The following is a 12,123-nucleotide window of genomic DNA, read 5'->3' as shown; positions in this document are numbered from 1 at the left end:
CATTACAAAGTGAAAGAGAGACGTAGCGCCAGCGCGGCCAGCGTTACAAACAGCACAGGCAGAGTCATGACGATCCCGGTGCGGAAATAGTATCCCCATGTGATGGTCATGTTCTTCTGTGAAAGGACATGCAGCCAGAGCAACGTTGCCAGGCTACCAATAGGTGTAATTTTCGGTCCAAGATCGCAGCCAATCACGTTGGCAAAAATCATCGCCTCTTTGATAACGCCTGTTGCAGTGCTGCCATCAATAGAGAGAGCACCAACCAGCACGGTAGGCATATTGTTCATGATGGAAGAGAGGAAAGCCGTCAGGAAGCCAGTACCAAACGTCGCGGCCCAAAGTCCTTTATCTGCCAGCACGTTCAACACACCGGAGAGGTATTCTGTTAGTCCGGCATTACGCAGACCATAGACCACCAGATACATTCCCAGAGAGAATATGACGATCTGCCATGGCGCACCGCGAAGCACTTTGCCAGTGTTAATGGCATGGCCTCGCTTCGCCACCGCAAACAGAATGACAGCCCCTACAGCAGCAATCGCACTGACCGGGATACCCAACGGCTCAAGGACGAAAAAGCCAACCAGAAGAAGGATCAACACTATCCAGCCGGTTCTGAAGGTTGCCAGATCTTTAATCGCTTTTGCCGGTGCTTTCAGGAGAGCCAGGTCGTAAGTTGGCGGAATATCTTTGCGGAAGAACAGATGCAGCATCACCAGCGTGGCGATAATGGCTGCGATATCCACCGGCACCATTACCGACGCATACTCAGTGAAACCCAGCCCAAAGAAGTCTGCAGAAACGATGTTAACCAGGTTGGACACGATAAGCGGCAGACTGGCCGTATCGGCAATAAACCCGGCGGCCATGACAAATGCCAGCGTAGTGCCTTTGCTGAAACCTAATGCAAGCAGCATGGCGATAACAATTGGCGTCAGAATCAATGCCGCACCATCGTTGGCAAACAGTGCCGCCACCGCTGCGCCGAGCAAAACGATATAGGTAAACAGCAAACGCCCGCGACCGTTACCCCAACGTGAAACGTGCAGCGCCGCCCATTCGAAAAAGCCCGATTCATCGAGCAGAAGGCTGATAATAATCACGGCAATAAAGGTCGCCGTCGCATTCCAGACAATATTCCACACTACAGGGATATCACCAAAATGGACTACGCCAGAGATCAGCGCCAGTACCGCGCCCAGCGTCGCACTCCAGCCGATCCCTAATCCCTTCGGTTGCCAGATAACCAAAACGATGGTCAGGACAAAAATAGCGCCTGCCAGTAACATAAATCCTCCAGACAGGACGGCTTTGCCGCCCTGTATATACAAAAAAAATTAAACAACCAGCTCTCTGAGTTTCTCGATGCCAGTGGGCTCTGCAGCCATTACCGGTACTAACGCTATGCGGCTTGCATGCTGGTTTTTCACAACCTCGATTTGAGGACGCTCTTGTAGGGCGCGCTGGCAAAGCAGCGGCGATTGCGTCTGTGCAATCGAAAGGCTGTTATTGATAATCCAGCCCCAGGGATGAATCCCCGCACGTTCAAGATCGGACTGCAGGTTTGCCGCTTCCAGTACAGGTGTGGTTTCAGGCAGAGTGACCAGCAAAACTTTGGTACGTTCCTGGTCCTGAAGCTGCATCATCGGAGTGGTAAAATGACCTTTATCCCCCATCTTCCTGGCAATCTCACGGTGATAAGCCCCGGTAGCATCAAGCAGTAATAGCGTATGCCCGGTAGGTGCCGTATCCATGACCACAAACCGTTTGCCAGCTTCACGAATTACGCGTGAAAACGCCTGGAACACCGCAATCTCTTCTGTGCAAGGAGAACGTAAATCCTCTTCGAGCAGCCGTTTCCCAGCCTCATCCAGATCCCTGCCTTTCGTCTCAAGAACATGCTGACGATAGCGTTCAGTTTCATCGTGAGGGTTGATTCGGCTGACCTGCAGATTTTTGAGGCTGCCATTGAGCGTTGTACTGAGATGTGCAGCAGGATCTGAGGTGGTGAGATGCACATCAAAACCCTTATCCGCCAGACTGACGGCGATAGCCGCAGCCATTGTGGTTTTGCCCACACCACCTTTGCCCATCAGCATAATCAAACCGTGTTCACTGCGGGCGATATCATCAACCAGGACAGACAACGACATATTCTCTGGCTTGTTCTGTGGGCTTTGTTCAGGAAGCGATGTTATCTCAGCGTGTTCGTTGAGCAGGCCTTTCAATGCGGATACACCAACCATGTTCAGCGGCTGCAGGTATAAGTTGTCTGTCGGCAAATCAGATAACCCGGCAGGAAGATTTGCCAGCGCCTCTTGCTCCCGTTGCCATATTGCAGCGGCCAGTGCATCACGTTCTGCTTCGCTCGCAGGCAGGACACCGTTAATGACTAAATACTGATTTTTAAGGCCAATAGCTGATAATTCGTCATGAGTACGAGCGACTTCCTGCAGTGTTGATTTTTGCAATCGCGCGACCAGCACAAGGCGAGTTCGTTCAGGATCGGATAATGCCTCAACCGCATGAGCATATTGCTCGCGTTGTTTTTCCAGCCCAGCCATTGGACCAAGACAGGAAGCACCATCCGGGTTACTTTCGATGAAGCTGCTCCAGGCTCCGGGAAGCTGAAGAAGGCGAATAGTGTGGCCAGTTGGGGCAGTATCAAAAATGATGTGATCAAAGCGGGTCAGCAGAGAAGCGTCAGTCAGTAAGCCAGTAAACTCGTCGAATGCAGCGATCTCTGTCGTACAAGCTCCTGAAAGCTGTTCACTGATGCTGTTAACAACGTCATCAGGCAAAAGACCTTTAATAGGGTCAACGATTCTGGCGCGGTATTGCTGGGCGGCGTCCTGCGGGTCAATCTCCAGAGCCGAAAGACCAGACACAGCAGTCACGGGCTGGATAGTGTTACCGATAGTCTGATCGAATACCTGACCGACATTGGAAGCCGGGTCGGTACTGACAAGCAGAACACGCTTTCCCAGTTCAGCCAGACGTATAGCCGTTGCGCAGGAAATCGAAGTTTTGCCTACACCTCCCTTACCGGTGAAAAACAGGTAAGACGGGATATTCTCTAAGAATTTCATATGTCCTCCTGACATACTCAACAACAGGAAGTTTTACCACCACAGCAACTGGTGGAAGCTAAACCCACCTTTTCCAGCGGTATACCAAACCAGCGAGCCAGTTCAGCGCGTTTTGGGTATCGCCCGGCCATCACCGTTTCACCATCAAGCAACAGCAGCGGAAGCCCTTCAGCTCCAGAAGCCTCAAGGAATGCTTTCGCTTTTTCGTTCTCAACGAAGCTCATAGGCTGCTGCGCCAGGTTATAACGTTCGATCTGAACCCCACGCCCTTTCAGCCATTGCACATCAGCAGAAAAATTGACCAAAACCTGATCGACATCTGAACCACAAACGCCGGTACTGCAGCACATCGCCGGATCAAACACCGTTAACATTTTCATCTTTAACACCTCATATTCGTAAAAACATATATGTACAGGCAAAATTTTTAGATACAAACAGCCTTACCGCTGCCAGAGCAGTTGGCCGATGCCAGCTTACGGGCGATGGCCTGTACGTCGTCCTGTTGACTTAACCAGGCCTGCTCAATCACCAGGGCAGCCCAGGAAGGAATATGCGGGGATAAGCGATAATGAACCCATTTCCCCTGCTTGCGATCCAGCAACAGGCCACTTTCCCGAAGCATCGCCAGATGGCGGGAGGTCTTGGGTTGTGATTGTTCCAGCGCTGTGCAGAGATCGCATACGCACAGCTCCCCCATCTCCCTGAGCAGTAGCACGATACCCAGGCGGGTTTCATCAGATAGTATTTTGAAAAGTTGTAGGGATGCAATTTCTGGCATTATGTACTCCTGCTATGAATGGGTATTGTCTCTCCACCAAAACAAGAAGTCAAAATCATATGTGTTTTCTCGCATGTGAGTGCAGGTGTCACTATGCGGTTGAAAAACGACCTGATGTGCGATCGTTACGTTAGTTGGGTAGGTAAAAAAGTCATTTGAGGCTAAAACATTGCTTAGTGCGGGCTTTCAGTTCATAGAGAAGAATGAATAATATCAATTATAACAATTGGTTATTTCCTTAGCGTACGTTTTCGTTCCATTGGCCCTCAGACCCCCTTATTGAACCGTTCTGCGGGTGATTCATAGTCTAGCGTTTTTCTCGGTCTTTCGTTGAGCTGTCTGGCAACGCTGTTTAGTCTCTGCTGACTGTGAACCGATAAGTCAGTTCCCTTTGGAAAATATTGTCTGAGCAACCTGTTCGTATTTTCATTTGAGCCACGTTGCCAGGGAGATTGAGGATCACAGAAGTAAATCTGGATGTCTGTTGCTACAGTAAACCGGGTGTGGCTGGTCATTTCAGCTCCCCGATCCCAGGTTAATGTTTTATAAAGCTCAACAGGCAATTCCCGGGCTTGTCTGATGAGTGCAGATATAACCGTTATGGTCTTGTTGTCCCTGATTTTAGCCAACATAACAAAGCGGGAATGGCGTTCTACGAGGGTGACGATATAGGAGTTTTTCGAGCCCTGGATCAGATCACCTTCCCAGTGACCAGGTATGGCTCTGTCTGCGGTTTCCGATGGCCTTTCGCTGATAGGTATCGCATTCGGGATTTTCCCTAATCCTTTCCCTTTAAGTGATGACGTTCGGGATCTACGAACCGCTCTTCCGCTTCTGAGGCATTGCTGTAGTTCTTTTTTTAATGCTCCCCGGTTTTGTATAAAAAGCGTTTTATAAATCGTTTCGTGTGACACATGCATTTCCTGATTATCCGGATAACAGCGTTTCAGCCAACCGGCGATTTGTTCCGGCGACCAGTCCTGATGCATCTTTTCTGCAATGAGTTTACACAATGTGGGGCTTTCAATTAGCTTGCAAGGTTTTGGTCTCAGAGCACTTTCCCACGCAGCTGTATCTGCTTTTGCTGCACGGTATTGTTTTGCACCTCCATGCCTCTTGATCTCGCGGCTAATCGTTGAGGGGGCTCTTGATAATTTATCAGCGATATCCCTGATGCTACGTCTTGCTACCAATCCTCTGGATATCTCCTCTCTTTCATCAAGTGAAAGAGCCAGCCGGTGCCGCTTTCGAACAGGAGGGCGATACCCACCAGTCTGGTGGATAGTCGGCATAATAGAAGAATGAAATCTGTCGAACATTCTGGCGATATCATGCAGGGAATCACCTTGCTTATACCTGTCCCAGATAATCGCCTTCTGCTCTGGCGTGTAGTTAATCCGAGTTCTTCGTTTCATGGCAACGTCCCCCCTTGATTAAGGATAGCGTTGCATCGACCCATTGAACTCACAGCTCAAAGCCGACCGTCAGATAAGATTGTATTCTATCCGCGGAAACGGTCAGTTCAGGTCTGAGCTACTACAACTGAAGACCCAATATAAAGCCGGCGCAGTGAAAACTGCAGCCGGCTTTTTTCGTTGTAACGATCACTGTTGAGGACGATATCCCGAGCGGGGTTTGCTCTGTTCGACATCGGTTTGTTCAGCGGCAGAAGGTGTATGTTGCCCGTCGCCCGTTGAAATAGTCTGAGAATACGCGTCATAACCTGCCATCCTTCGTTGTTGCGGATCACTCAATGGCAGAGGCTCCTCCCCTCCTTCATTGAACCAACGCACCATAGAACACGCCTGCTGAACAAAATCAGATTCACCCTCAAACTTAAGATGCTCCCAACTTTTATTCTCTGCCAATGCCATCCCGCCGGCGATATGCTCACCTTCATTCACGCGATGATCACCCACTTCGATCCGCTCACCTTTATCCTGAAGCTCGACACACCCATCACGCACATACTGTACCGTCCCATCACGTGTAACCTGTGTGGCATAACCGTCTAATGCAAAGGCCGGTGTATCGTCAGCCACGGCGCACACAATGCTGTTGGTTGATATCGGTGCGGTACGTTGTGTCCGTTTCATGCGATACGCAAATGCACGCAGCTGAGCGATGGCGGCTTGATCATGACTCAAGGCCTGCTGCTCAACCCATTCACGGTAAGACAGTCGACGGTTAGCGGGATCGGCTTTGAAGGCAGCACGTTCGTCCTTAACCGCGAGACGCAATGCTGCCATGGCTTTCATGCGTTCGACTTCAATAATGTGGTACGTCAATTTCCGCAACAACGGATCGCCAATGGCGACTCTTGCTCGCGCCTTCTGCCAGGCAAAGCGTTTTGACTCATTCTGGTAGCGTCGTTTGACGACACTTGCATCTAACTTTGGTCGTTTCCAGGCGTGTTTATACGCCTGGTAACGTGCTTTCAAATCTGCACGTGCATCTGCTCTCGCCAGGCGACGCTCGAGCCGGGCAGTCAAATCACGCGCATGCAATGTTGGCTCATACCGGAACTCATGCACAATGGCATCAGTCGCTGTCGTAGTGTGATCTTTAGTATAAGTACCCACATTTTCCAGGGGCTGGAACTGACCCAGATCTTTCTCCAGACAACCCAGCGTAAGGTCAGGATGAACGCTACTTGCCTTCACCGGAGGAAGCTCGGGATTGTCGATAGAATAGATGGCCAGCCCTTTCCCTTTCGGTTTCAACGCTAACCCGGCATTCACTAAAATGCGGTGAACATCCTTCCACGTCAGGTTAGGATCGGCCATAGCCTCATCAATTTTAAACCCACATTCAGTGACGGCGTAGGTATGGAGGCTTTCAACATCGGCGTAATACTCCAGTGCCTTGGCACCAGAGGGAGTCAGGCTTTTCTCGCGTTTTGAGCGAACAATTTCGCCCTGATCGTTAACAGCAAAGAACCCGTTCGTCGGTGTCCAGTTGTACTTGAGTTCTAGTTCACGTGCCGCTTGCTGCAGTCGGATCCGAGTAAAGGAGTCATCGGCGGCTTTATAGGTTTCTGGATGAATACGGTTGGCAGCAACGTGGCAATGGATGTTGTTCGTATCGGTATGGATCGCCGCGACGTACTGGTGTTCCGACATACCCAGTGCCGATAAACTGTGACGAACGCTATCAAAGATGTGCTCCGTTGACGGGTTATCTGTTTCTGGCCATGACAGGAAATAATGCAGCACGGGATCCTTGCAACGCGTGTTCTGCAGTGCGACTGCATTCATCTCGACCGATGCAGTCGTAATGTTGAAGCAGTTCGTCTCACACATGACGCCATCAAACATCACCTGAGTATGACCGTGAGGATCAGCATGCATGATTTGCTGCAAGTCCGCATCGCCATTACGACTGATGTAATCAACGAGGTGGTTAAAGATAGCGTCTTTTGAACGTGGGCGTCGCCAGCCTGGGTGCTCGGGTTCCAGTGGAGTGTCGGGTTTATCTTCGTCGCGGACAACGGTATAGGCGACCAGCTGTAAGAAGCTGCTCTTGCCATCACGCCGTTTTTCCGGGATTCGAATAATCATGCTGTCAAACTCACTCCATACCCACTTTTAATATTGCCTTCTGAATCGCCATCAACACATCAGAATACTCTTTACTCATCACCCCGCCGCCCTCTTTAAACAAGTGCTTTTGCAAGCCACCAAGGCGCCGGAGTTCCATAATCAGCTCTGTATCACACTTGGCTTCTATACGACGACCGAGCGCGCTACGAAGCATGAAGGCACCTATGCTGAGGCCTGCTGCGTCAGCCTTCTTCATGACGGCTTCTTTGTCTTCGGGAAAACAACGAATGCTGGGAAGCAGGGCTGTTCTGTTCCGGCTTTCGCTTTTACTCATGGTGAGTTTTCCCTTCTAGTCTCGTCAGAAAACAGTCTCGTGGGGTGTCGGGGCTCTGCCCTGACCCAGCGTTTTGTTGAACCGACTGCGTGCAGGCGGTGCTACAAAACACATCTGGTCCCGTCTTTGAAACCGGATATCTGTATTATGGCTGATATCACCTGTTTTGTCATTACACCATGGGAGAACTTTTTCGGGAGTTGTGCTTGTTGAAGGCATTCGTATACTATTGTCATTATTGAGATTAATGAGAATGGAGACGTTGAACATGGCAGCAAAAAATCAGTACAGCTCAGAGCAATTAGAATTGGCTAAAGTTCAGCTTGATGAGCTTCCAGATTTGAGCAAAGAAAGACTCACTGGAAAAGAAGTTCTGGAAGGATTGAAAGACAAAATTATTGTATTGGCTACGCAAAAAGGGTACACCGCCAAGGACATTAAATCCGCCCTTGAAGCATGCGAAATCACAGTCAGTGAACGTTCCATTCAGGACATGATAAAAAGCACAGTTTCCTCGAAGAGGAAAACAGCAACACCACGTAAGTTGAAAACGATAAATAATGCACAACCTGATTCAGTTCATAGTGGCAATTCGGCTGCACAAAACTAAAAATCATCTGGTTACGGTTCAATGCCGTGACCAGATGAAAGGTAAATATACGCACAAAAATGGATTTAACTGAGATGTGTACAGCATTCTCCTTTAGCATTCGATGTGCTTAAGGAGAATAAGAAGATTTTCACCAGTAATACGTGGGCATCTCGTCTATTGTATCCCCATCAGCATCAAACTGAATCATGTTAAAATCGTACTTGAGTATCATCGAATAGACAAACTTTCTAAATTCCTTTGACAATCCTAACGCTTTCAATCGCAAAACGATGTATCGGTATCCCCACAGGTCAATAACAAACCCATACTCATATTCCATTATCCAGTTGTATTTCTCAGTCGTGCAATTTGCTATCAACCCCAGAGTCGCATTGTCTTCAATCGTCATGTGCGCTGTGCTGCACACCAAACACCGTTTTATCTCAACTGTTTTTCTCATAAAAAATCCTTATAGGCGGCAGATTACTGCCGCCTGTTTATAATTATTATTTCAATGCTTTCATCGCTTCGGCCATTTTCCACAATGCATTATTGAGCTTAATATCACCTGTAATGCCATTCACGGCACGCGTTCTGCTACGTTGCCCTTTTGCAGTTCGACCATCAATCCCACCCTTGATCATGTTCTCCTGGACACGTTGATAGGTTGTCCATAAATCCGGGTCATTGTCCTCTCTGCGCCTTGCCTGCAACACTTGTTCTGCGGAAATGGGTTGATGCGTGTCGAAGTATTTGTAACCCAATGCAGCATCTGCATAGAGCATTTGCTCATCACGATTTAACGTTATGGATTTCATCTCTTCACGTGATTCCGTCACTTTATCGAACAAGCCAAGCACCTCATAAGCCCCGTCAATAACTTGTCCAACCACGTCCCCCTTGTGAGGTACACGAACCTCACCAAACGTATCACCGCACACCAAACCGTTATTGCACACGAAACGAAAAACGCCGGGGATCATCTGGTAACTGCTGCTGCCGTCATGACTGTTTAGCAAAATAATTTCCGGAACTTCATCATGTTGACCGAAGCCATTACGGCGCAGGCGAAGCATATGGCGGGTATGCCCCCTCTTGCCTTCATCACGAACTTTAGTCTGACAGGCGTAAAACGGTTGGAACCCTTCTTCCCGGAGTTTATCCAACAGGCTGATCGTTGGAATGTAGGTATAACGCTCGCTACGGGAGGCATGTTTCTCCTCAGAAAAAACACTGGGTACAAATGTTGCCAACTCGTCGTTGGTCAGCGGGCGATCTTTACGGATGACATTGGCGCTGCGGAAACCTGAATATAATCTTTGCATTTTAATTCTCCCAAACCCTGTTTCTGGTGTTACTCCCCTTTCCGGCGTTGCCGGGCGCGGAGCGTCTTGTGCTGTGACATTGAGACCGGGCCGGGGTACAAGACGAAACCACAAGGGCACCACCGCAAGCCGCATGCGCAAGCGAATGACTGAAAGGAATGAGTGCGAACGGGTGAGGATGGAGGCGCAAGCGAACCCTTGTGGGATCGACGCCCCGGCTCAGCGTCTGTCACGGCAAAAGACACTCTGAGCCATGCCTGTTGGCAAGGAGTGGCACCGAAATAATTCACCTGGCAAAGCCAGGTCGCCTTAGTGTTGCCGCAATCTGTGGCAACAGTGAAAGCGGCGCCGGCGAATAGCCGGCTGCAAGCGCGGGGGTGTTTCGGGAGGTGCCGGCTCAATGCCGGCAGCGCCCGATAGCCGCCCTGAGAGGCGGCACAATAAAGCTAACAGGTATAACCGCGCTGAATTTCCAAATAGCGCAGTAACTGCGCCCACTCAAACACTTTTAAGGCGGGGACACGCGCCGGTTTACGCGCATTACGTTGTTGCAAGATGTAGCGCCCGATCGTCTCGATATATTCATCAATAATCATTTTTTGCTCTCCGTGAGAAATGATGTCCCGCTGCGTTATAGCAGCGGGAAACGATGGGTTTTAGGCAGCAACCTGCGCCGATTCCGTTTCACGAAACGCACTCACGTGCGTCATGATCTGACTGTGCGACAGCGTGACATGATCGCGAAGTTTGAAATACGCCTCCCCGAACTGAACATAAATGTCGGTTATGTTACCGCTATACATTTCCATCATTTTGAAGGACGAATAACCCGCGCTAAATTGCCAATCCAGCGGCGGCAACATTTCCAGCTTTTCCATGTATTCGTCTTTGCTGATGCGCTGAACCGGCAATTTTGCCGCATCATTCATCGCACGCAAGGCCGCTTCGAACGTCACCAGTTCGCAAGCTGGCTTGATCTGCTGTAACTGTGCCAAGGTCTGGCCGCAGGAGGTGACATACTCCCCATCCAGCCAGATAGCCACACCAACCGGCCACATTGTCCCCGGCACATAAAAAACCATTTGTTGTTGTTGCTCGATCGTTGACATAACCACTCCCGTTAGTCAGTGAATCAGAAGCCGCGGCGACTTCTTTCTGGTGTATACCCCTTTTGGCTTTTTGCCGGCGCGGGGTGACTGGCGCCGTGACAACATGACCGGGACGGGGTATCAGCTGACGATGCAAGGGCGGGACCGCAAGCCGCATGCGCAAGCGAATGACCAACGGGAGAGAGTGCGAACGGGTGAGGATGCCGGCGAAGCGAACCCTTGTGACGGCGGCGCCCCGGCCCAGGGTCAGTCACGGGGACGGACGCCTTGCGCGTAGCCAGGGCTAAGGGAATACACCAGAAAGGGCCAGGCTTTTGCCTGGCGGCATCAGCGAACGACCGCACAAGCGGTCGGGCAGTGAAAGCGGCGCAGGCGACAGCCTGCTGCAAGCGTTGGGTGCATTGGTTCCTGCCGGCTCAACGCCGGTTGGAACCAACAGGGCAGTGAAAAAAGAAAACGCACAGCAGGACGACGGATAAAAGAAACGGCGCCACAGGCGCCGTCTCACGATGTCAGTCGTTAGGGGGTTGGTCAGACAGGTCACCAGAAACCCGTCCTTCCCATCAGATAAACAAATCAGCAGGGACATCAAAACGCGTCGCCAGCGCCTTAATGTGCTGCACAGTCAACGCACGGCGACCACTGAGAATGTTACTGACATTACTTTTAGACCCCAATTCATCTTCCAGATCAGCCGCTTTCAAACCATGCTGATCCATCAGGGTACGCAACGCGGCGACCCCGGTAGGGATCTCCGCCAAGCGGCGGTTAAACGCCTCAAATTCCGGGGCGCTGTTTTCATACTCTGTAATTTTGGCCGCAAGCGGTTCAAAAAGCGGGTTGCTCAGCTCGTCGCGATCGACAAGATACTCAATCAGCTCAAGCGCTTTTTTGTATTCAGCCTCGCTTTTATCACCCGTCATCAGAGGAATGCATTTCACCGCGTTGGCAAATGTCGCGATCATGCCTTCGGCACTGGCGGCGTCGATATGAGTGGCAACAGTCATTCTTTATGCTCCCTATAATACTTGGTTAACTTGTCGTATTCGGCATGAGTCGCAATGTGCTTAACAAAAACCTTTTGTTTTTCAAAGTCAATGAAGGCCATAAGCCGCAGCGTATTGCCGGACACATCGATAACCCACCACTTTTTACGGTACTTGAAGTTATCCAGTGACGGGATCGCTCTTTTCATTTCATCCGGGCTGTTGAAGGTCTTTTTTTCCAGAACCCGCATCAAATCCAGAAGCGCCAATGCGCTATTAGGGTATTTACCGGCAGCCTCGTTAAACGGCTGTCTGCTAATTACATGCACTGCAGATCCCTCTACCCTGTTTTCATCTTGAAA

At 50.2% G+C, this 12,123-nt stretch carries 14 protein-coding genes; 1 reads left to right on the top strand and 13 read right to left on the bottom strand.

Annotation, left to right across the window (positions count from 1 at the left end; all coding sequences use genetic code 11):
• Positions 1 to 2: 2 nt before the first annotated feature.
• From arsB to mobA, 7 genes are all read right to left on the bottom strand, one after another.
• Positions 3 to 1,292: an arsenite efflux transporter membrane subunit ArsB gene (arsB, locus tag QOT07_RS25455; RefSeq protein ID WP_000922630.1), complete on the bottom strand. Its 1,290-nt coding sequence runs from the start codon at positions 1,290 to 1,292 to the stop codon at positions 3 to 5.
• A 48-nt stretch (positions 1,293 to 1,340) separates the two neighbouring features.
• Positions 1,341 to 3,092, bottom strand: coding sequence for an arsenite efflux transporter ATPase subunit ArsA (arsA, locus tag QOT07_RS25450; RefSeq protein ID WP_001556710.1), 1,752 nt, complete (start codon positions 3,090 to 3,092; stop codon positions 1,341 to 1,343).
• 17 nt (positions 3,093 to 3,109) lie between these two features.
• A complete protein-coding gene (gene arsD, locus QOT07_RS25445; RefSeq protein ID WP_000783215.1) occupies positions 3,110 to 3,472 on the bottom strand; it encodes an arsenite efflux transporter metallochaperone ArsD in 363 nt (120 codons plus the stop codon).
• A gap of 47 nt (positions 3,473 to 3,519) precedes the next feature.
• Positions 3,520 to 3,873 (bottom strand): As(III)-sensing metalloregulatory transcriptional repressor ArsR, encoded by a 354-nt coding sequence (gene arsR, locus QOT07_RS25440; protein WP_001114073.1) that lies wholly within the window; start codon positions 3,871 to 3,873, stop codon positions 3,520 to 3,522.
• Between the two features lie 266 nt (positions 3,874 to 4,139).
• Positions 4,140 to 5,288, bottom strand: a complete 1,149-nt coding sequence (locus tag QOT07_RS25435; protein ID WP_283604497.1) for an IS30 family transposase — start codon at positions 5,286 to 5,288, stop codon at positions 4,140 to 4,142.
• Between the two features lie 189 nt (positions 5,289 to 5,477).
• Positions 5,478 to 7,433, bottom strand: a complete 1,956-nt coding sequence (gene traI / locus QOT07_RS25430; RefSeq protein WP_130016777.1) for a TraI/MobA(P) family conjugative relaxase — start codon at positions 7,431 to 7,433, stop codon at positions 5,478 to 5,480.
• A gap of 10 nt (positions 7,434 to 7,443) precedes the next feature.
• Entirely contained in the window at positions 7,444 to 7,749 is a 306-nt protein-coding gene (gene mobA, locus QOT07_RS25425; RefSeq protein ID WP_130016778.1) for a plasmid mobilization protein MobA, read from the bottom strand.
• A gap of 268 nt (positions 7,750 to 8,017) precedes the next feature.
• Here mobA and QOT07_RS25420 point away from each other — a divergent pair, with 268 nt between their 5' ends.
• The gene (locus tag QOT07_RS25420; RefSeq protein ID WP_242503224.1) at positions 8,018 to 8,359 is read left to right on the top strand and encodes a mobilization protein MobC; all 342 of its coding nucleotides are present in this window, start codon (positions 8,018 to 8,020) and stop codon (positions 8,357 to 8,359) included.
• 130 nt (positions 8,360 to 8,489) lie between these two features.
• Here QOT07_RS25420 and QOT07_RS25920 read toward each other — a convergent pair whose 3' ends face one another.
• The 6 genes from QOT07_RS25920 to QOT07_RS25395 form a co-directional block, all read right to left on the bottom strand.
• Positions 8,490 to 8,801 carry a DUF5983 family protein gene (locus QOT07_RS25920; protein ID WP_261159732.1) on the bottom strand — a complete coding sequence of 104 codons (312 nt, stop codon included), beginning with the start codon at positions 8,799 to 8,801 and terminating at the stop codon, positions 8,490 to 8,492.
• A gap of 46 nt (positions 8,802 to 8,847) precedes the next feature.
• Complete coding sequence (locus QOT07_RS25415) at positions 8,848 to 9,666, bottom strand: DUF932 domain-containing protein (protein ID WP_130016779.1); 819 nt, start codon at positions 9,664 to 9,666, stop codon at positions 8,848 to 8,850.
• Between the two features lie 446 nt (positions 9,667 to 10,112).
• A complete protein-coding gene (locus QOT07_RS25410; RefSeq protein WP_165366321.1) occupies positions 10,113 to 10,262 on the bottom strand; it encodes a hypothetical protein in 150 nt (49 codons plus the stop codon).
• Between the two features lie 60 nt (positions 10,263 to 10,322).
• A complete protein-coding gene (locus QOT07_RS25405) occupies positions 10,323 to 10,775 on the bottom strand; it encodes a hypothetical protein (RefSeq protein ID WP_129935340.1) in 453 nt (150 codons plus the stop codon).
• Between the two features lie 563 nt (positions 10,776 to 11,338).
• Positions 11,339 to 11,782, bottom strand: a complete 444-nt coding sequence (locus QOT07_RS25400; protein ID WP_127147056.1) for a helix-turn-helix domain-containing protein — start codon at positions 11,780 to 11,782, stop codon at positions 11,339 to 11,341.
• On the bottom strand, positions 11,779 to 12,090 hold the full coding sequence (locus tag QOT07_RS25395) for a type II toxin-antitoxin system HigB family toxin (protein WP_017891116.1): 312 nt from the start codon (positions 12,088 to 12,090) through the stop codon (positions 11,779 to 11,781). The genes QOT07_RS25400 and QOT07_RS25395 overlap by 4 nt, the downstream gene beginning before the upstream one ends.
• Positions 12,091 to 12,123: the final 33 nt, after the last annotated feature.

Origin of the sequence: Serratia proteamaculans, from assembly GCF_949794035.1 — a bacterium.
Classification (GTDB): Bacteria; Pseudomonadota; Gammaproteobacteria; order Enterobacterales; family Enterobacteriaceae; genus Serratia; species Serratia proteamaculans.
Note: the sequence above shows the minus strand (reverse complement) of the source record. Positions and strands in the feature narration are given on the sequence as shown.

Coding starts and splice junctions, on each gene's coding strand:
- arsB (WP_000922630.1), bottom strand. CDS start 1,292: ATGTTACTGGCAGGCGCTATTTTTGTCCTGACCATCGTTTTGGTTATC.
- arsA (WP_001556710.1), bottom strand. CDS start 3,092: ATGAAATTCTTAGAGAATATCCCGTCTTACCTGTTTTTCACCGGTAAG.
- arsD (WP_000783215.1), bottom strand. CDS start 3,472: ATGAAAATGTTAACGGTGTTTGATCCGGCGATGTGCTGCAGTACCGGC.
- arsR (WP_001114073.1), bottom strand. CDS start 3,873: ATGCCAGAAATTGCATCCCTACAACTTTTCAAAATACTATCTGATGAA.
- QOT07_RS25435 (WP_283604497.1), bottom strand. CDS start 5,288: ATGAAACGAAGAACTCGGATTAACTACACGCCAGAGCAGAAGGCGATT.
- traI (WP_130016777.1), bottom strand. CDS start 7,433: ATGATTATTCGAATCCCGGAAAAACGGCGTGATGGCAAGAGCAGCTTC.
- mobA (WP_130016778.1), bottom strand. CDS start 7,749: ATGAGTAAAAGCGAAAGCCGGAACAGAACAGCCCTGCTTCCCAGCATT.
- QOT07_RS25420 (WP_242503224.1), top strand. CDS start 8,018: ATGGCAGCAAAAAATCAGTACAGCTCAGAGCAATTAGAATTGGCTAAA.
- QOT07_RS25920 (WP_261159732.1), bottom strand. CDS start 8,801: ATGAGAAAAACAGTTGAGATAAAACGGTGTTTGGTGTGCAGCACAGCG.
- QOT07_RS25415 (WP_130016779.1), bottom strand. CDS start 9,666: ATGCAAAGATTATATTCAGGTTTCCGCAGCGCCAATGTCATCCGTAAA.
- QOT07_RS25410 (WP_165366321.1), bottom strand. CDS start 10,262: ATGATTATTGATGAATATATCGAGACGATCGGGCGCTACATCTTGCAA.
- QOT07_RS25405 (WP_129935340.1), bottom strand. CDS start 10,775: ATGTCAACGATCGAGCAACAACAACAAATGGTTTTTTATGTGCCGGGG.
- QOT07_RS25400 (WP_127147056.1), bottom strand. CDS start 11,782: ATGACTGTTGCCACTCATATCGACGCCGCCAGTGCCGAAGGCATGATC.